Source organism: Streptomyces sp. NPDC006602 (assembly GCF_042870385.1).
GTDB lineage: Bacteria > Actinomycetota > Actinomycetes > Streptomycetales > Streptomycetaceae > Streptomyces.
In genome coordinates, this window is sequence record NZ_JBIAHG010000005.1 from 401,368 (window position 1) to 420,471 (window position 19,104).

At 70.1% G+C, this 19,104-nt stretch carries 15 protein-coding genes and 2 tRNA genes; 13 read left to right on the top strand and 4 right to left on the bottom strand.

Annotated features, from left to right (window positions below; translation table 11 throughout):
• Window positions 1-393 precede the first annotated feature (393 nt).
• From ACFYO2_RS16950 to ACFYO2_RS16975, 6 genes are all read left to right on the top strand, one after another.
• The gene (locus ACFYO2_RS16950) at window positions 394-777 is read left to right on the top strand and encodes a winged helix-turn-helix domain-containing protein (protein ID WP_362908506.1); all 384 of its coding nucleotides are present in this window, start codon (window positions 394-396) and stop codon (window positions 775-777) included.
• A 153-nt stretch (window positions 778-930) separates the two neighbouring features.
• Window positions 931-1,716: an aminotransferase class IV family protein gene (locus ACFYO2_RS16955; protein WP_388349274.1), complete on the top strand. Its 786-nt coding sequence runs from the start codon at window positions 931-933 to the stop codon at window positions 1,714-1,716.
• A 111-nt stretch (window positions 1,717-1,827) separates the two neighbouring features.
• Complete coding sequence (locus ACFYO2_RS16960) at window positions 1,828-2,706, top strand: SUMF1/EgtB/PvdO family nonheme iron enzyme (protein WP_388349276.1); 879 nt, start codon at window positions 1,828-1,830, stop codon at window positions 2,704-2,706.
• Window positions 2,707-2,811: 105 nt separating this feature from the next.
• The gene (locus tag ACFYO2_RS16965; RefSeq protein WP_388349278.1) at window positions 2,812-3,453 is read left to right on the top strand and encodes a hypothetical protein; all 642 of its coding nucleotides are present in this window, start codon (window positions 2,812-2,814) and stop codon (window positions 3,451-3,453) included.
• A gap of 97 nt (window positions 3,454-3,550) precedes the next feature.
• Window positions 3,551-3,657: transfer RNA gene (locus tag ACFYO2_RS16970), tRNA-Ser, on the top strand.
• A gap of 339 nt (window positions 3,658-3,996) precedes the next feature.
• The gene (locus ACFYO2_RS16975) at window positions 3,997-4,383 is read left to right on the top strand and encodes a cupin domain-containing protein (RefSeq protein ID WP_388349280.1); all 387 of its coding nucleotides are present in this window, start codon (window positions 3,997-3,999) and stop codon (window positions 4,381-4,383) included.
• A gap of 230 nt (window positions 4,384-4,613) precedes the next feature.
• On the opposite strand, the gene ACFYO2_RS16980 is transcribed toward ACFYO2_RS16975, so the two are convergent.
• Window positions 4,614-5,480, bottom strand: a complete 867-nt coding sequence (locus ACFYO2_RS16980) for a bifunctional DNA primase/polymerase (RefSeq protein ID WP_388349282.1) — start codon at window positions 5,478-5,480, stop codon at window positions 4,614-4,616.
• Window positions 5,481-5,877: 397 nt separating this feature from the next.
• Here ACFYO2_RS16980 and ACFYO2_RS16985 point away from each other — a divergent pair, with 397 nt between their 5' ends.
• From ACFYO2_RS16985 to ACFYO2_RS17005, 5 genes are all read left to right on the top strand, one after another.
• Window positions 5,878-6,807, top strand: a complete 930-nt coding sequence (locus ACFYO2_RS16985) for a bifunctional MaoC family dehydratase N-terminal/OB-fold nucleic acid binding domain-containing protein (protein ID WP_388349284.1) — start codon at window positions 5,878-5,880, stop codon at window positions 6,805-6,807.
• Window positions 6,804-7,199, top strand: coding sequence for a MaoC family dehydratase (locus ACFYO2_RS16990; RefSeq protein ID WP_388349286.1), 396 nt, complete (start codon window positions 6,804-6,806; stop codon window positions 7,197-7,199). The genes ACFYO2_RS16985 and ACFYO2_RS16990 overlap by 4 nt, the downstream gene beginning before the upstream one ends.
• Window positions 7,196-8,362 carry a lipid-transfer protein gene (locus ACFYO2_RS16995; protein WP_388349288.1) on the top strand — a complete coding sequence of 389 codons (1,167 nt, stop codon included), beginning with the start codon at window positions 7,196-7,198 and terminating at the stop codon, window positions 8,360-8,362. The genes ACFYO2_RS16990 and ACFYO2_RS16995 overlap by 4 nt, the downstream gene beginning before the upstream one ends.
• 284 nt (window positions 8,363-8,646) lie before the next feature.
• The gene (locus tag ACFYO2_RS17000; protein WP_388349290.1) at window positions 8,647-9,207 is read left to right on the top strand and encodes a SigE family RNA polymerase sigma factor; all 561 of its coding nucleotides are present in this window, start codon (window positions 8,647-8,649) and stop codon (window positions 9,205-9,207) included.
• A gap of 197 nt (window positions 9,208-9,404) precedes the next feature.
• Window positions 9,405-11,084, top strand: a complete 1,680-nt coding sequence (locus ACFYO2_RS17005; protein WP_388349292.1) for a long-chain fatty acid--CoA ligase — start codon at window positions 9,405-9,407, stop codon at window positions 11,082-11,084.
• 223 nt (window positions 11,085-11,307) lie between these two features.
• Here ACFYO2_RS17005 and ACFYO2_RS17010 read toward each other — a convergent pair whose 3' ends face one another.
• On the bottom strand, window positions 11,308-12,525 hold the full coding sequence (locus ACFYO2_RS17010; RefSeq protein ID WP_388349294.1) for an MFS transporter: 1,218 nt from the start codon (window positions 12,523-12,525) through the stop codon (window positions 11,308-11,310).
• A 142-nt stretch (window positions 12,526-12,667) separates the two neighbouring features.
• On the opposite strand from ACFYO2_RS17010, the gene ACFYO2_RS17015 reads away from it, so the two are divergent.
• A complete protein-coding gene (locus ACFYO2_RS17015) occupies window positions 12,668-13,261 on the top strand; it encodes a TetR family transcriptional regulator (protein ID WP_388349296.1) in 594 nt (197 codons plus the stop codon).
• On the opposite strand, the gene ACFYO2_RS17020 is transcribed toward ACFYO2_RS17015, so the two are convergent.
• Both ACFYO2_RS17020 and ACFYO2_RS17025 read right to left on the bottom strand, forming a co-directional pair.
• Window positions 13,254-18,002, bottom strand: coding sequence for a PAS domain-containing protein (locus tag ACFYO2_RS17020; protein ID WP_388349298.1), 4,749 nt, complete (start codon window positions 18,000-18,002; stop codon window positions 13,254-13,256). The two genes, ACFYO2_RS17015 and ACFYO2_RS17020, sit on opposite strands and share 8 nt — an antisense overlap.
• A 229-nt stretch (window positions 18,003-18,231) precedes the next feature.
• The gene (locus ACFYO2_RS17025; RefSeq protein WP_388349300.1) at window positions 18,232-18,795 is read right to left on the bottom strand and encodes an SSI family serine proteinase inhibitor; all 564 of its coding nucleotides are present in this window, start codon (window positions 18,793-18,795) and stop codon (window positions 18,232-18,234) included.
• Window positions 18,796-18,964: 169 nt separating this feature from the next.
• Here ACFYO2_RS17025 and ACFYO2_RS17030 point away from each other — a divergent pair.
• Window positions 18,965-19,055: transfer RNA gene (locus ACFYO2_RS17030), tRNA-Ser, on the top strand.
• The last annotated feature ends 49 nt before the right edge of the window (window positions 19,056-19,104 follow it).

Consider the following 19,104-nt stretch of genomic DNA (forward strand, 5'->3'; position numbering starts at 1 on the left):
GTACGGCGCTGGTGTCGGGGACCGTGAGCACTGGTGCTCAGCGCGGGCTCGGACGGCCCACGAAAGGTTCCGTGCAGTCAAATCAAGCGATGCCAGTCACCGCCCCGAAGGGCGGATCCGGGCAGGTCACCCGGCCCGACATGGGCGGTCGGGGTGGTGACCCGCACCCATCGACCACCCGTGTTCAGGCGGCTGGGTCGGCACTCTGTTGAGTTCTCTGTAGCGCTCGCTCCGGGCCGTGCATCCGGGCGCTATTCGTGCAGGTCAAAAGATCTTCCAGCGGAGCGACCTAGGTCGCTTGCCGTTGATGAGAAAGCTACCTAGGTCGCTCGTGGGTCGTCAAGTGCTCGCGTGCCCTGATTTCGAGCGACCTAGGTCAAGTACGCTTTCGGGGTGGACTCACAGACGAAGAGGAAGCCCAACGCCCGCGAAATCGCTGCCAGGATTCGTGACGAGATTGCCGCGGGGACGTTCGGCCCTGGGGACCGTCTCCCCGGCGGCCGTGCCTACGCCAAGAAGCTCGGCGTATCGCTGATGACCGTGCAGGGCGCCTACGCGCAGCTCCGGGAAGAGGGGCTCGTAGAGGGCGTCTCGGGGAGCGGCACCTACGTGCGTGACACTGCCCCCGGCGAGCAGACGCCCCGCGAGTCGGCCCAACGTCTGACCGACCTGCAAGCCGAAGTTGCGCGCGTCTCGGCCGAACTGGCTGGCCTCGTTGAGCGCATCAAGCAGCTTGAGGCCGCCGTGGGCCCCACCGAGGGGAAGCCCGGCGCCTAGCGTCTCTCGCGGTGCGTTCGTCGTCATGCTCTTAGCGTGTCCTGGCGAGCGCTCCGTGAGTACGTACTCCCGCCGCCCCCGCACCGAACTAATTCGAACTTTGGCTGCTTAGCAGGGTGTTGGCAGTCCGTCAGCGGCTGCAAGACTGGCCGCATGGCTGAACTGAACGGAAAACCCGTCACCCTCGACGAACTCCAGAGCCTTGCCCTCACGAACTACGGCCACTTCACCTCCATGCGCATGGAGGACGGCACCATCCGAGGCCTCTCGCTTCACCTGGACCGCTTGGTGCGGGACTGCCGCATCGTCTTCGGTGTCGACCTGGACCGCGAGCGGACCCTGAGCTACATCCGCAAAGCAGCCGACGGCGTCACCGGCGTCGCAGGTCTCCGCGTCACCATCTTTGATCCCGCGATCGACATGGGGCGACCCAGTGACGCCAAGGACCCTCACGTTCTGGTGAACTTGCGGCCGGCGGGTGCCTTGTCCCCGTCGCCACTCACCGCCAAGTCCTTCACCTTCACTCGCGACAGTGCGGAGGTGAAGCACATCGGTCTCCACTCACAGCTCCGGATTCGGCGTGCCGCACAACTCGCCGGATTCGATGATGCGGCGTTTGTCGAACCGGACGGCCGCATCTCCGAGGGCGGCACGTGGAATCTCGGCTTTGTTGACAAGGACGGAACGGTTATCTGGCCGGACGCTCCCGTGCTCCCTGGCACGACGATGCTCCTGCTCCAGAGCCTTGACGCACCCAAGCAGGTCACTGCCCCGGTGAGGCTTGCCGACGTCCCGAACATGGCCGCCGCATTCGCCACGAACACATCGATCGGTGTGCGCTCCGTGAGCGCGCTCGACGACGTGCAGTTCCCGCAGGACCACCCCGTGCTCGGCGCACTGCGTGTCGGCTTCGCCGGAATTCCCGGCGACCGCCTGTAGACGCTTGCCGCCGCCCCTCTCCGGGGCGGCGATTCACGACAGAGGTAGCCCATGCCACTTGTTACGAAATGGACCGGACGTGAAGTTAAGGCACTCCGTGAAGCCGTACGCATGAGCCTCATGGAGTTCTCCGAGAAACTTGGGGTGTCCGATCGCATCGTTTCCCGGTGGGAGGGAGACGGCGAGCAAGCCACTCTGCGCATGGTGAACCAAGCGGCCTTGGACACCCTGCTCGCCAAAGCCGACCAAGACGCTCAGGGCCGCTTTGTCGGCATCCTCGCGGCGGACGACATCCCCACTCAAGCGGTCATCGAACCTGACGAAGACCAGACGAGCAGCGGCGAGTACGTGAAGCATCCCGGTGACGGCAAACTCATGGCCCACGTCCCGGAAGGGATCTTCCTGTCAGGCGAGGATGACGAACCGGTGTGGGTGGATGAGTTCCACATCGACACCTTCCCGACGACCAACGCTGACTACGCGCGATTCTGTGCGGCTACTCGACACCCAGCGCCTGAGCACTGGGAGAACGGCCGATGTCCGCGCGAGCTGTACGACCACCCCGTGGTGCACGTGACGTGGCGCGACGCAAACGCCTACGCGACATGGGCAGGGAAGTCGCTGCCTACAGCCGAGCAGTGGGAGAAGGCGGCGCGCGGAACTTCTGGTCGCACCTTCCCGTGGGGCGACCAGAAGACTGCCGCAAAGTGCAACGTCCGAGAGACCGGAGTGGAGCGCACGACGTCTGTCTCTCGATACCACAGTGGCGTTTCGCCCTACGGGGTCTACGACATGGTGGGCAACGTATGGGAGTGGCTTGCGACACCGACCGCGCCAGGGCGGTACGGACTCCGTGGCAGCGCCTTTACGAGCCCTCTGTTCCGGGGAGCTCCAGCCGTTCCCAATGATGCCAACGACACGATGCATGACGACGACACAGGATTCCGCTGCGTCGCTACCCCCGCGCAAATGATTCCGCAGAAGAAGTGATGGAATTCGGGGAGTAGGTGGACTCCGTGAGGTGGGTCCTATCTGAGGTTATGGCCGGAAGTGTGTTTTGTAGTGGTTGTAGTGCATGTTGAATAAGGGGGGCGCATGCCTGAAGTGAGTCCAGAGGGATTCAGTGCAGATGGATCAAATTACGAGTGGCTAATGGGGAGAATGCCTGAAACTGAGCAGGATTGGATCACAGAGTATCGCCTCGCAGTCAAAAAGATAGACAGCTATCTTGGGCTGTATAGCGATAAAAGTGACAAGATTGATGACCTGACTCGACAGGTGACTTCCCTGCTGGAAGAGAAGCAGCGGCTAATAGTTGAAAAAAATCAGCCGTCTTTCCATCTAGGTAAGCGTCCAGAGACTCCAGAGGAGTTTGACGCGGAAATTCGATTCCGGGAGATTGATCGGCACTGGGAGGTGGAACTGGCCGATCGGAAGCACCGGGCAGACCTTTCCTTCGAGCAGTCTGGGCTCATTCGGCGCGCAGAGAGTGTTCGCGGTTGGGCGCTGGTTGCAGTGGTCTTTTCCATCATTGCCTCACCTTGGGTCGCCATGCTTGCTGGCGTGGCTGCCAAGGACTTCAGTCTCTACGTCACCCCAGTCACCGGGATTGCAGGGGCCATCATCGGCTACTGGTTCGGTCAGGGACAGCAGAACGAACTTCGTCCTCCGACGATCGCCAACTCGCCGACGCCTCCACCCGGCACGGAGTCGGCCAGCGGGCGACCGGTGGTCTAAACCTAAGCGCATTGGCGCCCTGCGGTAGGGCGAGGCAAGTGGACCCCGATGGGTATCTCTCCCCCTGTGGGCCATGCGTGGGCCATGAGGGCTACTCGGAGGCGTTAAAGCGCCCTTGGCCTGCGGAGACGACCTGTAACCGCGACGCTCTTGAAAACCGTCGTCGCAGCGATGTGACCGTGGGTTCAAATCCCACCGCCTCCGCAGGTCAGAGACGTGCTGGTCAGAAGGGGTGTCCCTCAGCGAGGGGCACCCCTTCTGCATGGAAGGTGTCTCACCTTGATCCGGCCCTGTCGCGTTGTGGATCAGTGCGTGTGGACCAGGCGTGGACCAAGAACCGGCGGACAGATCCAGGAACCTGCTGGTCAGCCACCCTGTCTGATCCAAGGTGTGGACCGTCCCTGAACTATGCCACCGTCGACGCCGAGGTGATCGACCCCGCAACACGGCTCCGGCACTAGGCTACGAGTGAGAGGCGAACGCCCGCCTATGACGGCGTCGAGTCCGAACGAAGGCTCGACGGCGCGAGCGGAAGGAGTCGTCATGGACCTTCAGCCGGATCAGGTCACGGTCGTTACTCCCCGTGAGAGAAGGCCGGGGCCACGCACTCCGGGGATGGACCGGCAGCAGGCTTTCGCCACCGACGGAACATGGTCGGGAACCGTACGCACAGTGGCCGGGATGGTCTCCGGTTGGCATCACCACGGCGAGTGGGAATCAGTGATCTACGTCCTCAGCGGCGCGCTGAAAATGGAGTTCGGCCCGGATGGCGCGAAAACAGTCCAAGCTGGCCCCGGCGACTTCGTTTACGTTCCCAAGGGTGCCGTTCACCGAGAGAGCAACCCTTCGGCGGAGGTTGCCGATCTCATCGTCGTGAGAGCCGGCGCCGGGGAATCGATCTTCAATGTCGATGGTCCGGAACGGGGCTGAGGCGGACAGCAGCCGGACGACTGCCCTACTGGACGTACGCGTGGCCTGGCTACGCCGACATCCGGGCTACGCCGCCCAGCCGTACGAGCAACTGGCCTCCTGGTACCGGCAGATCGGCCACGACGACGCCCGACGTTTTCTGATGGCCAAACAGCGCCACCGCGGGAAGATCCCTGGGCCTCCCCGCCCGCCTGTGGGGCCTGTGGGCCAGTCCTCGGGCTCCCCGTCCGCTACGGCCTGTGCCCAGTCATTCGCGCTGCCGACGCGATCGTCGCGCGGGCCTCGCGTTCGCTGAGTCCGGTGTTGAGGGCCGCGTCGACCAGCGGGTCGACGAGGGCGGGGCCGATGCCGTCCTCGTAGGCGCGGCAGGCCGCCCAGAACAGACGGGTGTTGCGCTGGCCCTCGTGGGCGGCGAGGACGAACTGGACGAGGCCCTGGCCGTGTCCGCCGGTCGACGAGGGCGTGGGGTGGTGGCTGCGGGGCGGTGGGAGCAGGAGGCGGAGCAGCGCGGGCGGGCAGGTCGCGGGGGCGAGGTGGGCGGTGCCGGGGGCAGTGGTGTACGTGCCGTGGTCGGTGCGGGAGCCGGGGCCGACGAGGTAACCGCCGGCGCCCCGGATGTCGATGCCGGGGGCGAGTCGGCCGGCCGAGTTGGGGACGACGACGGCGGGCGGACCGCTCAGCCAGAGGTGGCGGCCACCGCTGGGGGTCAGGACGACGACCGTGTCGGGGATCGTGAACAGGTGACGCAGGGCGAGTTCGCGCAGGGCGGCCGAGGAGTCGGTGTCGGACTTGGTGTCGAGGTCGATGCCGATGAGGTGGTGGGGCGGGAGGCCGCAGGCGATGCCGTAGCCGGTCGCCCAGGGCGCGGCGGCGAACAGTTCGCGGATGCGCGCGGCGTCGGTGGCGGCGTCGTAGACCCCGTGGCCGAGGCGTCCGCACTCGCCGTGGCAGGGCGGGGCGGAAGGGTCGTCGCGGTGGGGGGAGCGCAGGGCCGGGAGCTTCGTCCGGGACAGGGGGATGACGGCCAGGCCGCGTTCGGCGGCTGACAGGGCGTGTGCGAGGGCCAGCGTCGTGGCCTGCCGGTCGGTGGTGGCCATGCCTCCATGTTCGTACGCCTGTTCGAAAAAAGGAAGAGGAGGAGGGGGTGACGCGCCGTGTGGAATGGAATGGCTGGAAATGTGCACCTGCGCCGCGGTGCTACGGCATCGCCGCGCAAGCGCTTTTCGCATGCGGGCAGCTGCCCTTGACACCTTCTCGTATCTGACGGACAGTCAGAAATCTTCGCGATATCCGTGGGAACCGGACCGGCGGCTGCGGTGTACCAGAAGTGTCTACGCAATGCGGCACGGGATGACGAGGGGGCGATGGGCGATGGCGAACAGCGAGCAGGAGGTGAGCGATGACCTGACCAGCCTGAGGAACCCAGGAGACGGGAGTAATCCAGGCGACGCGGGTGATTCAGGCGACGCGAGCAACCCAGGCAGCCTGGGGAGCTTGGCCAGCGCAGGCAGCCTGCCCGACCTGGAGAAGCGGCTGAAGGCATACGAGGGCCGGCCGTCCGCCGTCGTCGGCGTCGGCAAGGACCCCGTCAACGCGCCCATGATCCGGCACTGGTGCGAGGCGATGGGCGACAACAACCCGGCGTATGCGGGCCCGGACGCCATCGCCCCGCCCACCATGCTCCAGGTGTGGACCATGGGCGGCCTCTCCGGCCTCTCCGGCCACAGCGGCGACAACGGGCGAACGAAGGCCTACGACGAACTCCTCGCCCTTCTCGACGAGGCGGGCTGTACCTCGGTGGTCGCCACCGACTGCGAGCAGGAGTACCTCAGAGCGCTGCGGCCCGGCGACGAGATCACGTTCGACGCCGTGATCGAGTCGGTGTCCGAGCGCAAGACGACCAAGCTCGGCACGGGGTACTTCGTGACGACCCGCATGGACGTTTGGGTGGGCGAGGACCTCGCGGGCACCCACCGCTTCCGCATCCTCAAGTACGCCCCCGCGAGGAGACAGGAGAAGCCCCCGCGCCCCCGTCCTGTCGTCAATCGGGACAACGCCGGCTTCTGGGAGGGCGTCCGGCAGCACCGGTTGCTGATCCAGCGCTGCACCGGCTGCGGCACCCTGCGCCATCCCTGGCTACCCGGCTGCAACACATGCGGCTGCCCCGACTGGGACACGGTCGAGGCGAGCGGCGAAGGCACGGTCTATTCGTACGTCGTCCTGCACCACCCGCCCTTCCCCGCCTTCACCCCTCCCTACGCGGTCGCCCTGATCGAGCTGGCGGAAGGCGTCCGGATGATCAGCAACGTGCTGGGGTTGGCGTACGACAAGGTGCGGATCGGCCAGTCGGTGCGGCTCGAATTCCAGTCGTACAACGACGACTTGGTACTGCCGGTCTTTCGCGTCGGAGGGGAGGCCGCATGAAACCCGGTAACGAACTCCCGCCCCTGGAGATCCCGATCACCCGCACCCTCGTCGTCGCCGGAGCCATCGCCTCGCGCGATTACCAGGACGTCCACCACGACGCCGAACTGGCCCGGCAGAAGGGCTCCCCCGACATCTTCATGAACATCCTGACGACGAACGGCCTGGTAGGGAGGTACATCACAGACCACTTCGGCCCGCGGGCCGTACTCCGCAAGGTGGCCATCAGACTCGGTGCCCCGAACTACCCGGGGGACACGATGGTATTGACGGGCACGATCGAGGACGTGGCCGAGGAAACCGCGACCGTCCGCGTGGTCGGAACCAACGCCATCGGCAGACACGTGACGGGCACGGTGACAGTCACCCTCCCGGCGGGGGAGGCGGGATGAGCGGACGCACCCGCGACACCCTCGGCGGACGGACGGCGATCGTCGGCATCGGGGCGACGGAGTTCTCCAAGGACTCGGGCCGCAGCGAGCTGCGACTTGCGGCGGAGGCGGTGCGGGCGGCACTCGACGATGCCGGGCTGCGGCCGGGCGACGTGGACGGGATGGTCACCTTCACGATGGACACCAGCCCGGAGATCACCGTGGCCCAGGCATGCGGGATGGGCGAACTGTCCTTCTTCTCCCGCGTTCACTACGGCGGCGGCGCGGCCTGCGCGACCATCCAGCAGGCGGCACTCGCCATCGCCGCGGGCGTGGCCGAGGTGGTGGTCTGCTACCGCGCCTTCAACGAACGGTCGGGGCGGAGATTCGGCTCGGGGGTACAGCACCGGGAGCCGTCGGCAGAAGGGGTGGCCCTCGGCTGGTCCCTCCCCTTCGGGCTGCTCACCCCGGCGTCGTGGGTGGCGATGGCGGCCCAGCGGTACCTGCACACCTACGGCCTGACCCCGGAGGCGTTCGGGCACGTGGCCGTGGTGGATCGCCGGTACGCGGCGACCAACCCGGCGGCGTACTTCCACGGCCGGCCCATCACCCTCGCCGAGCACGCGGCCTCCCGCTGGATCGTCGAGCCGCTGCGGCTGCTCGACTGCTGCCAGGAGACCGACGGCGGCCAGGCACTCGTCGTCACCTCGGTGGAGCGGGCCCGCGACCTGTTCCACCCGCCCGCCGTCGTCGCGGCGGCCGCCCAGGGCGCGGGACGGGCACAGGAGCAGATGACCAGCTTCTACCGCGACGACCTGACCGGCCTGCCGGAGATGGGGGCGGTGGCCTCCCAGCTCTGGCGGACCTCGGGATGCAGCCCCGCCGACATCGACGTGGGGATCCTGTACGACCACTTCACACCGTTCGTGTTGATGCAGCTGGAGGAGTTCGGGTTCTGCGGAAAGGGAGAGGCGGCGGACTTCGTTCGCCGGGCGGAGCTGCCGATCAACACCCACGGCGGGCAGCTCGGGGAGGCCTATCTGCACGGCATGAACGGCATAGCGGAAGGAGTACGGCAGCTGCGGGGCACGGCGGCGAACCAGATATCGGGTGCGGAGCGAATCCTGGTGACGGCGGGCACGGGGGTGCCGACGTCGGGCCTGGTGTTGACCACCGACGGATGAACCACCGAGGGAAACGTCACCCAGGGAAATGTCCCTCAGGGTCATCCGTACCACCAAGGGAAGCGTCCCCCAGGCGGCATCAGTTGCCACCCACAGAAGCGTCCCCCAGGGGGCATCAGCTGCCACCCACAGAAGCGTCCCCCAGGGGTCATCCCGCAGTACCCCCGGGCCGCTCGTCCACCTTCAGGAGGTGCAGGCAGCACCACCCCTACAACCTGAGGCGGACTCGTCTTCGGGACCTGCGGCCGATGAGCCGGAGGTGCCCTCGCTCATAGCGTGGAGTCATGACCACACCCGTCTGCACCAGCGCTTCGAAGGCCGCCACGCCGGCGACGCAGACCCTTCCGTACCCGTCGTTCTCGTCGTACGTGAAGGCCCGCCAGCCGGTGCTGCTGCGTACCGCCCGGTCGCTGACCGCGAACCCGAGCGACGCGGAGGACCTTTTGCAGACCGCGCTGGCCAAGACATACGTCGCCTGGGAGCGCATCGAGGACCACCGCGCGCTGGACGGCTATGTGCGTCGGGCGCTGCTGAACACGCGGACCTCACAGTGGCGCAAGCGCAAGGTCGACGAGTTCGCGTGCGACGAGATGCCCGAGCCGGAGTCAGTGGCTGCCGCCGCCGACGACCCGGCCGAGCAGCAGGCGCTGCATGACGCGATGTGGCGGGCGATCACGAAGTTGCCCGCCCGGCAGCGGGCGATGGTCGTCCTCAGGTACTACGAGGACCTGAGCGAGGTGCAGACGGCCGAGGTGCTCGGGGTGTCGGTGGGCACGGTGAAGTCGGCGGTGTCCCGGGCACTGGGCAAGCTGCGCGAGGACCCCGAGCTGGGGCTGGTCCGATAGCGCCGGACCAGTACGGACGACCAGTACCACCCGTACCGACGACCGGTACCAACCCATACCGGCGAGCGCACCGACCGTACCGACCAGTACAGGCTCCCGGCTCGGACCGCAACGTGACCTGATCGATCACACTCTCCTAGTGACATACCGATCGGTATGCGCGCAGACTTTGCGCAGCCCTTACTACCGCGTAGGCAATGTCGCCCCGGGAGGACGCCGTGCTGAGCACGATGCAGGACGTACCGCTGCTGATCTCGAGGATCCTGACCCACGGGTCGACGATCCACGGCACATCACAGGTGATCACGTGGACCGGTGAGGACGAGCCGCACCGGCGCTCCTTCGCCGAGATCGGCGACCGTGCGGCCCAGCTGGCACACGCGCTGCGGGAGGATCTCGGAGTCACGGGCGACGACCGTGTGGCGACGCTCGCGTGGAACAACGCCGAGCATGTCGAGGCATACTTCGCCATCCCCTCCATGGGCGCGGTGCTGCACACCCTCAACCTCCGCCTCCCACCCGAGCAACTGGCATGGATCGTGAACCACGCGGCCGACCGGGTCGTGATCGCCAACGGTTCGCTGCTGCCGCTGCTCGCCCCGCTGCTGCCGCACCTCAAGACGGTGGAGCACGTGGTGGTGACGGGTCCGGGCGACCGTTCACTGCTGGCGGCCGCCGACGCGGTCCAGGTGCACGAGTACGAGGAGCTCATCGCCGGGAAGCCGACCACGTACGACTGGCCAGAACTGGACGAACGTCAGGCCGCCGCGATGTGTTACACCTCCGGCACCACGGGCGACCCCAAGGGTGTGGTGTACAGCCACCGTTCGATCTACCTGCACTCCATGCAGGTCAACATGGCGCAGTCGATGGGCCTGACGGACCAGGACACCTCGCTCGTCGTGGTCCCGCAGTTCCACGTGAACGCGTGGGGGCTGCCGCACGCGACCTTCATGACCGGCGTGAACCTGCTGATGCCGGACCGCTTCCTCCAGCCGGCCCCGCTCGCCGAGATGATCGAGACCGAGAAGCCGACGCACGCGGCTGCCGTGCCCACCATCTGGCAGGGCCTGCTCGGCGAGCTGACCGCCAATCCGAGGGATGTCTCCTCCCTCACCCAGGTCACCATCGGCGGCTCGGCCTGCCCGCCCTCGCTGATGGAGGCGTTCGACAAGCTCGGCATGCGGGTCTGCCACGCCTGGGGCATGACGGAGACGTCGCCGCTCGGCACGGTCGCCCGCCCGCCCGCCCGCGTCGTCGGCACGGACGCGGAGTTCGCGTACCGCCTGACCCAGGGCCGTTTCCCGGCCGGAGTCGAGGCCCGCCTCACCGGACCCGGCGGCGAACGCCTCCCCTGGGACGGTGAGTCGGCCGGCGAGCTGGAGGTGCGCGGCGCCTGGATCGCCGGCGCCTACTACAACGGCCCCGACGCGGAACCGCTGCGCCCCGCCGACAAGTTCAGCGAGGACGGCTGGCTCAAGACCGGCGATGTCGGCACCATCAGCCCGGACGGCTTCCTCACCCTCACCGACCGCGCCAAGGACGTCATCAAGTCCGGCGGCGAGTGGATCTCCTCGGTGGAGCTGGAGAACGCGCTGATGTCCCACCCGGATGTCGCCGAGGCGGCCGTCGTCGCGGTCCCCGACGACAAGTGGGGCGAGCGTCCGCTGGCCACGGTCGTCCTCAAGGAGGGCTCCACCGCCGACTTCGAGTCCCTGCGCGCCTTCCTCGCCGGCGAGGCCCACATCGCCAAGTGGCAGCTCCCGGAGCGCTGGTCGATCGTCGAGGCGGTACCGAAGACCAGCGTCGGCAAGTTCGACAAGAAGGTGCTGCGCAAGCGGTATGCCGAGGGGGAGCTGGACGTCACCCGGCTCTGACCCACGTCCGACGAACATCCGCGTGCGCCGGGCGGGGCCCACGGTCCCTGTCCGGCGCACGCGCGCCACACCCTCGTACGAAGGGCGCCGTCATCGTCGTGCGAGGGGCGCCGTTTGCACCGTGCCCCGATGGAAGTCCAGGTCACAGGCGTCGCGGTGGCGGCCGGGGGCACGGTCACACCGTCGTGCGAGGGAAGCCGTCACCGTCGTACGACGAAATCCCTCAGCGCCGCACCGAAGTGCTCACCCATCCCAGCACCAGCCACAGCCCCGCCACCGCGCACACCCCGCCCCACCCGAAGTGGGTGAACGCCGAGCCGGCCAGGGCGGAGGCGATGGCGCCGCCGGCGAAGCCGGCCACGACGTAGGCGGTGTTGGCGGTGGCCGGGGTGGAGGTGGTGGTGAGGGCGAGGGTCTGGTTGGCGACGTGGGAGGCCACCAGGGCGGCGTGGACGGCGATCGCGGCCGCGAAGAGCGCCCACAGGACGTGCCCGCCCAGCCAGAACAGAGGGACGGACGCGGCGGCGAGGAGATAAGCGGAGCGTACGACCTTGGCGGCGCCGAAGCGGTCCACGAAGCCGCCGGCCAGGGGCGCGACGACGCTCGCCGCCAGCCCGAAGAGGCCGAAGAGGCCGGCTGTGGCGGTGGACAGGCCGTAGCCCTCCGCGTCTTGCGCCGTGAGCAGCAGCGCGAGCGAGGTCCACAGGGCGCTCCAGGCGCCGTACATCCCGGCCTGGCGGACGCATGCGCGCCACAGGTCGGGTGAGCGGCGGACGACGGACGGCAGGGCGGCGAGGCCGGAGAACAGGGAGCCGGTGCGGGGGGTGTGGTGCTCGGCGGGCAGGGCGTAGGCCGTCAGCAGGCCCAGCGCGGCCGTCAGTGCCGCCGCGCCCACGAAGACCGCTCGCCAGCCGAAGGCCTGCCCGGCCAGGCCGCCGAGGACGCGGGCGGCGACGATGCCGGTGAACAGGCCCGCGATGACGGCCGCGACGTGTCGGGCGCGGCGGTCGGCGGGGGCGCGCTGGGCGACCAGCGGGACGAGGAGCTGCGGGACGACGGTCGCGGCGGAGGCGACGAGGACGGCCGCGGCGAGGGCGGTGGTCCCCGCGGCCGCAGCGCCCCCGACCAGCGCCGCGGCCGTGACGAGCGAGAGGACGGCGACCAGTCGGCGCCGGTTCACGGTGTCGCCGAGGGGGGCGAAGACGAGCAGGCCGGCGGCGTAGCCGAACTGCGCGACCGAGGCGACCCAGGCCACGGCGGAGGGGGTCGAGCCGAAGTCGCGGGCGATGAGGGGGAGCAGCGGGGCCGCGAGGTAGATGTTGGCGGCGGTGACCGCGGTGGCGAGGGCGATCAGGGGGAGGAGGAAGCGGGCGGCGATGCCCGGCTCATGCGTCGGGGTGCGGGCCTGTCGGCTCTGGTGGGCGGTGACTGCTGTCGGCATGGGGGACGTGCTCCTTAGAGCCAGCTCTAGCAACTAACCAGTTGGTTGGAACATAGACGTCCAACAGCGTGCACCGCCCCGGAATTCCCTGTCAACCAACCAGTTGGTTACAAGGGGTCGCACCCGGCGGTACCCTGCCCCCATGGCAGTCAGAGACCCCGAGGCCACCAAGGCCCGGATCTACGAGGCGGCGGTCGCCGAGTTCGCCCGCCACGGCATCGCGGGCGCCCGCATCGACCGTATCGCCGCCGCGGCCAAGGCCAACAAACAGCTCATCTACGCCTACTTCGGCAACAAGGCGGAGCTGTTCACCCAGGTCCTCGGCACGCGCATGGTCGACCTCGCGGCCGCCGTCCCCGTCGACCCGGACGACATCGAGGGCTGGATCGACCGACTGCTCGACTACCACGCCACCCACCCCGAACTGCTGCGCCTTCTTTTTTGGGAGGGCATCGAGTACGGCACCGCGGAGCTGCCTGACGAGGCCGAGCGTCAGGAGCACTACACGCGCAAGGTCGCCGCCATCGAGGACGGCCAGGCCAGGGGCGTCATCACCGACGCGTTCCCGCCCCGCGACCTGCTGTTCCTGCTGACAGCCCTGGCCAACTGGTCCGCCGCCGTCCCGCAGATGCGCCGCATCCTCACGGGCCCGGAGGACGCCGACCGCACCCGCCTGCGCGCCTCGATCAAGGAAGCGGCGCGCAGGCTGATCGCACCTCAGGCGTCGGCTAGTTGATCCCGATCCGGGCCAGCAGTTCCACGATCCGCGCCTGCACCTCGCCGCTCGTGGACCGCTCGGCGAGGAAGAGGACGGTCTCCCCCGACGCCAGCCGCGGCAGGTCAGCCTGGTCGACGGCGGCCGTGTAGACGACGAGCGGGGTGCGGTTGAGCTGCCCGTTCGCGCGCAACCAGTCCACGATTCCGGCCCGCCGCCGATGAACCTGCATCAGATCCATCACCACGAGATTCGGCCTGAGCTGCCCGGCCAGCGTCACCGCGTCCGCGTCACTCGCGGCCCGCGCCACCTGCATCCCGCGCCGCTCCAGCGTCGCGGTCAGCGCGAGCGCGATCTCGGCGTGCTCCTCGATCAGCAGTACGCGCGGCGGATGTTGCTCGGTGTCACGCGGCGCGAGCGCCTTCAGCAGAACGGCGGGATCCGCGCCGTACGCCGCCTCACGCGACGCCTGACCGAGCCCGGCCGTCACCAGGACCGGCACCTCCGCGGCAACGGCGGCCTGCCGCAGCGACTGCAGCGCGGTCCGCGTGATCGGCCCGGTCAGCGGGTCGACGAACAGCGCGGCGGGGAAGGCCGCGATCTGCGCGTCGACCTCCTCGCGCGAATGCACGATGACCGGCCGGTACCCGCGATCGCTCAGCGCCTGCTGGGTGTGGACGTCGGGCGCGGGCCAAACGAGCAGCCTGCGCGGGTTGTCGAGCGGCTCGGGCGGCAGCTCGTCGTCCATCGGCTGCGGCCGCGGGGTGTTCGCGATCTCGACGGCACCGCCGGGACCGTCCAACGGCTCGGGCCCCTCGGCGGCGTTCTCGTCGGGCGCCCCTATGGCGTACGACCGCCCGGTGCCCTCGGTCGCCTGCGCGAGCCGCGACTGGCCCGCGAGCGAGGGCTGCGGCACGGGCTGCGCCTGCGGCTGCGTGCTCGGCTGGGGCGGTACGGCGGGCTGCTCGGTCGGCGGATGCGGCCGTGCCGCCTGCTCCGGCGCCGCCGTGGCGGCGGGGTCGGGCCGCGTACCGAGCTTCCGCCGCCTGCCGGAACCGCCCGGCTGATTCGGGGGAGGCGTGGCCGACGGCAGCACACCGGCGCCGCCCGCCGTGGGCTGCTGCACCTGCAGAGCCTGCCGATTGAACGGCACGCCTTGCCCCAACGTCCGCACACTGATCGCCCGCCCCTGCGTGGAGTTCGGGTCCACGGGCGCGGAGGCGGCTTCGGCGGGGAGCGGTTGAGCGGCGCGGGGGGGTGCGGCGGGGGTGCCGGGGGTTCCAGAGGCTCCGACGGGGGCGGTCGCGCCGGTGGGCCCGGTCACGCCGGTGGCTCCGGTGGCTCCGCTCGCCTCGGCAGGGAGGGGGGTGCCGGTGGCTGGAGTGCCTGGGTGGGGCTGTGGGGGATGGGGCTGTCGGGCTTGTGTCGGCTGAGGGTGCTGTGGTGTTGCCGGGTGCGGGGGTACGGGGGCGGCGGCACCGTTCGGCGGTACGGGCATACCCGCGCCGGTGGTGTCGTCGGCGGCGGGCCACGGTTGGGGGGCGGGGGTGCCCTGGGCGGTGCCCGGTGCGGGGGTTCCCTGGTGCGGGAGGGCCTGGCCGTGGGGTGCCTCGGCCGGGAGGGGCTGGCCGGGGGCGGGCCGGCCCTGGTCGGGCACGGGGTGGCTGGGCGCGGCTTGGGCGGGCGGTGCCTGGGCGGGCTGCGCGGCCGGGGCGGGGGTCGGTCGGCCGGGGGCGGCGGCCTGCGTGGGGGCGGGGGCGCCGGGAAGGACCGGCACGCCGGGCTGCACGGGCTGCATCATCTGACCGGGCTGCACCGGTTGCCCTGCCACGCCACCGTGAGCGACCGTGCCTGCCTGGGCCGCATGGGCCTGAGGCGGGCCGGCCATCGGGACCGGCGCTTCCTGAGCCGGCACGGCCTGCCCAGACACGGCCTGTCCAGGCACGCCTTGCCCGGACACGGCCTGTCCAGGCACGCCTTGCCCAGGCGCGGCCTGCGCCGGAACGTCCTGGATGGGTGCCCCGGTTGCTCCGGGAACCCCGGTCGGCTCCGCCTCCGCGCGCTGGCCGACGGCCCGCCGACGACGGCCCGTCGGCACGCTCGTGGGATGCGGCTGCGGCGGGGTGTGGTCGTCGGCCTGGCTGTGCGGTACGGCGTCGTGCCGACCGTCGTCGACGAGGCCGTCACCGGGACCACCCTGGCCGGGAACCTGAACGTGTCCAGTCACCGGGGCGGCCGGAGCGGCCGGAGTACCCGGAGCGGCCGTAGTACCCGGGACCGCCCCTGGCACCTGCCCCGGAATCGCCCCCGCCGCCGCCCCCGTCGCGTCCGCGCCGCCGGGCGCCCGGTCCGCCTCCGCAGGCGGCAGCGCGAACACCGCACGGGGCCCGGCCTCCTGCGCGGCGGCCCGTTCCGACGCGGCGGCCAGCGCACGTCGGCGCCGACCGGTGGGCTGCTCACCGTTCTCGACGTTGTCAGCACCCTCGCCGACCGAGGCATTCGTGGCGGATGCCTCTTGCTCCGAACCCTGCCCGCCGCCGCGGGAAGCCAACGCGGGCAACGCCGCCGGCAACGCCTGCTGTTCGCCACCGTTGCGCAGGGCGAGCTGCCCGTCGGGCACGGGCACGCCCTGCGGCGGCACCGTCCCGCCCAGCCCGGTCCCCACGGCCGCGGTCCCGGCGGCATGCTCGGCGGCCGTGACCACGGCCCCCTCGGCGACACCGGCGACCGAGCCTCCGCGCGCACCCACAGGCGCACCGGCGACCGCACCCTCGGCAGGCCGCCCCCGTCGCCGTCCCGTACCGCCGCCGGAACCCTCCCCGGCGTCACCCGAAGCCTGGGCCGGAACCGGCGCGATCTCCTGCGCGGGAGCCCCTGCCGCCCGCCGCCTGCGCCGCCCGGTAGGGGCGGAGGCTTCACCCTCAGAACCCCCGGGACCTCCGGGACCGTCGGGGGCGTCGCCGGGTACCTCGCCGTCCAGGAAGGCGTCCGTCGTGGCCCGCCGGGCCCGTCGCCGCCCGCCGCCGGTGGCCTGCTCGGGCAGTACGGCCTCTCCGGGGGCCGCCTCGATTGCGGCCGGACCCGGAGCCGCGACGGCCCCCGCCCCACCGCCGAGGGGCACTTCGAGGACGTACGCACTGCCGCTCATGCCCGGCACCTCGTGCGTCTGCAGTACGCCGCCGTGGGCACGCACGATCCCGCGCACGATCGGCTCGTGCACCGGGTCTCCCCCGGCGTACGGCCCGCGCACCTCGATCCGTACGACCTCACCGCGCTGCGCCGCCGCGACGACGACCGTGTTGTCCATGTAACCGCCCGCCGAGACGGGCGAGTTTCCGGTGGCGTCGACGCCGGCGACGTCCGCGACGAGGTGCGCGAGGGCCGTGGCGAGGAGCCGGGCGTCGACCTCGGCCTCGATGGGCGGCGCGTGCACGGCGAACTGCACGCGGCCGGGCCCGATGAGCTCCACGGCCCCGTCGACACCCGCCGCGACGACGGCGTCGAGCATCACCTTCGTACGCGTGATGCCGTCCATCCCGGTGTCGAGCCGCTGGTACCCGAGGACGTTGTCGATGAGCGTGGTGATCCGCGAGTAGCCGGCGGAGAGGTGATGCAGGACCTGGTTCGCCTCGGGCCACAGCTGCCCGGCGTCGTCGGCGGCCAGCGCGGCCAGCTCGCGGCGCAGCTCGTCGAGGGGCCCGCGCAGCGACCGTGCGAGCAGGGTGAGGAGCTGCTCATGGCGTCCGGCGAGGGCCTCGTACCGGTCCTTCTCGCGCTCTCCGAGCGCGGCGTACCGCTCCTCGCCGGCGGCGAGTCGCTCGTCGTGCTGCTCCTGGAGGTCCTCGACTTCGGTCACGTGCTTCTGGCGCAGCGCCGTGAGCTCGGAGGCGTGTTCCTCGGCGAGTCGTTCGAGCTCCTCCGCGTGCCGCTTGTCGGCGGCGGCCTTCTCCTCGGCGAGCGCGTCGTACGGCCGCCGGTCGGTGAAGGTCAGTACGGCGCCGACGAGCTGGTCGCCGTCGCGGACGGGCGCGGTCGTCAGGTCGACCGGGAGCTTCTCGCCCTTCTTCGACCACACCACCTGCCCGCGCACCCGGTGCTTGCGCCCGGAGCGCAGGGTGTCGGCGAGCGGGGACTCCTCGTACGGGAAGGGCGTGCCGTCGACCCGGGAGTGGAGCACGAGATCGTGCAGCTCACGTCCACCGAGGTCACTGGCCCTGTAGCCCAGTATCTGAGCGGCGGCCGGATTGACGAGCACGATCCGCCCGTCGGTGTCCGTCCCCACGACGCCCTCGGACGCGGCCCGCAGGATCATCTCGGTCTGCCGCTGCGACCGGGCCAGCTCGGCCTCGGTGTCCACGGTTCCGGTCAGGTCCCGTACGACGAGCATCAGCAGTTCGTCGCCGCCGTAGCTGTAGCTGTCGTAGGCCTGCTGGCCGTTCTCCAGATTCGCGCTGGTGACCTCGACCGGGAACTCGGTCCCGTCGGTCCGCCGGGCGATCATCCGGGTCGGCTTGGTCCGGCCGCGCGGGTCCATGTGGTCGGGCCGCCGCATGGAGCCGGGGATCAGCTTGGAGTCGAACTGCGGCAGCAGATCGAGCAGCCCGCGCCCGACCAGTGCGGTCCCGGGCGCCTCGAAGGCCTCGAGCGCGATGGTGTTCGCGTTGACGACGGTCCCATTGGCGTTGACCAGCACCAACGCATCGGGAAGCGCGTCGAGTATGGCTGCGAGGCGAGCAGCGCCTCGGGATGGCCTGCTGCTCACGAGACGCTTCCTCCCTGTTACCGCACTTAGCCGACCGCTCGGGCCATCTTGCCAACCGGCCCGCGACGTGTCACGCGAGGGAGTCTAAGGGCAGCGGTTGCGCTCGCGACGCCGGATGAGAGGGAGGTCGCACGACGAAGTGACGTAGAACGTGTGACCGCATCCGCGACGAGGTGCCTGTGCTCCCACTTCGCCTCCCACTCCGGCTCGGCGAGACTTCGCGGGACTTTTACGGAGCCGGGGCATCCGCCATGAAAACGCTGAGACCCCCATGGGGGCCTGTCGAGCCCTGTCGAGCCTTTCCGCCGACCTCGGGCAGCAACGGCACGAGCCGGTCCCATCGCCCGATCTCACACCCGTTGCTGCGGTCGAACCGCGCGTCGACGGGCCGCCCGGCCCAGGTCCCGGTGACATGAGCGGTGGCCGGCCCGCCGTACTGCATGGCGCAGACGCTGTCCCCGGGCACGGGAGCGAACGCGTCCTTCCCCCACCGCGTGTTCCGCTCGACGACACCACACGCCCCACCGGCATCGGGATGACTCCCCCCGCCGGGATGACAGTCCACCTCGTACGTCCCGTCCGCGTCACCGCCGGCGTTCCGCACGGTGACGGTGAGATGGTCGCCGCCCGCCCCCGCCCGGTCCTCGTCCCGGACGGGCGGGGGCGCGAGCGCGGAGAGGGAGGAGCCGGAGACGGCCGCAGCGGGCACCGCGGACAGGGAGACGACGGAGCCGACGCCGATGACGAGAGGGGCGAACCGCGCGAACCGGCCGAGCCGGGTGACCTGCAACATGACCTGACTAACGCCCCGCGCCCCCGGATGTTGCGCCACCGGGCCACCACCGCTTACGCCTTTGCCCTGCGGCCCGCCTGCCTAGTACCGTGGGAGGCGATTGGTGACACCCCGCTCGACTGTGTCATCATCTGCACGCACCACTCGCGCTCGCGCGGGCGGCTGTGCTGGAGGCGTCGCCTAGTCCGGTCTATGGCGCCGCACTGCTAATGCGGTTTGGGACTTCAATCCCATCGAGGGTTCAAATCCCTCCGCCTCCGCACCTGATCACGAAGCCCCGGTCGACATGGCCGGGGCTTCGTCGTTCCT

Coding starts and splice junctions, on each gene's coding strand:
- ACFYO2_RS16955 (WP_388349274.1), top strand. CDS start 931: ATGGCTGAACTGAACGGAAAACCCGTCACCCTCGACGAACTCCAGAGC.
- ACFYO2_RS16960 (WP_388349276.1), top strand. CDS start 1,828: ATGAGCCTCATGGAGTTCTCCGAGAAACTTGGGGTGTCCGATCGCATC.
- ACFYO2_RS16965 (WP_388349278.1), top strand. CDS start 2,812: ATGCCTGAAGTGAGTCCAGAGGGATTCAGTGCAGATGGATCAAATTAC.
- ACFYO2_RS16975 (WP_388349280.1), top strand. CDS start 3,997: ATGGACCTTCAGCCGGATCAGGTCACGGTCGTTACTCCCCGTGAGAGA.
- ACFYO2_RS16980 (WP_388349282.1), bottom strand. CDS start 5,480: ATGGCCACCACCGACCGGCAGGCCACGACGCTGGCCCTCGCACACGCC.
- ACFYO2_RS16990 (WP_388349286.1), top strand. CDS start 6,804: ATGAAACCCGGTAACGAACTCCCGCCCCTGGAGATCCCGATCACCCGC.
- ACFYO2_RS16995 (WP_388349288.1), top strand. CDS start 7,196: ATGAGCGGACGCACCCGCGACACCCTCGGCGGACGGACGGCGATCGTC.
- ACFYO2_RS17000 (WP_388349290.1), top strand. CDS start 8,647: ATGACCACACCCGTCTGCACCAGCGCTTCGAAGGCCGCCACGCCGGCG.
- ACFYO2_RS17005 (WP_388349292.1), top strand. CDS start 9,405: ATGTCGCCCCGGGAGGACGCCGTGCTGAGCACGATGCAGGACGTACCG.
- ACFYO2_RS17010 (WP_388349294.1), bottom strand. CDS start 12,525: ATGCCGACAGCAGTCACCGCCCACCAGAGCCGACAGGCCCGCACCCCG.
- ACFYO2_RS17015 (WP_388349296.1), top strand. CDS start 12,668: ATGGCAGTCAGAGACCCCGAGGCCACCAAGGCCCGGATCTACGAGGCG.
- ACFYO2_RS17025 (WP_388349300.1), bottom strand. CDS start 18,795: ATGTTGCAGGTCACCCGGCTCGGCCGGTTCGCGCGGTTCGCCCCTCTC.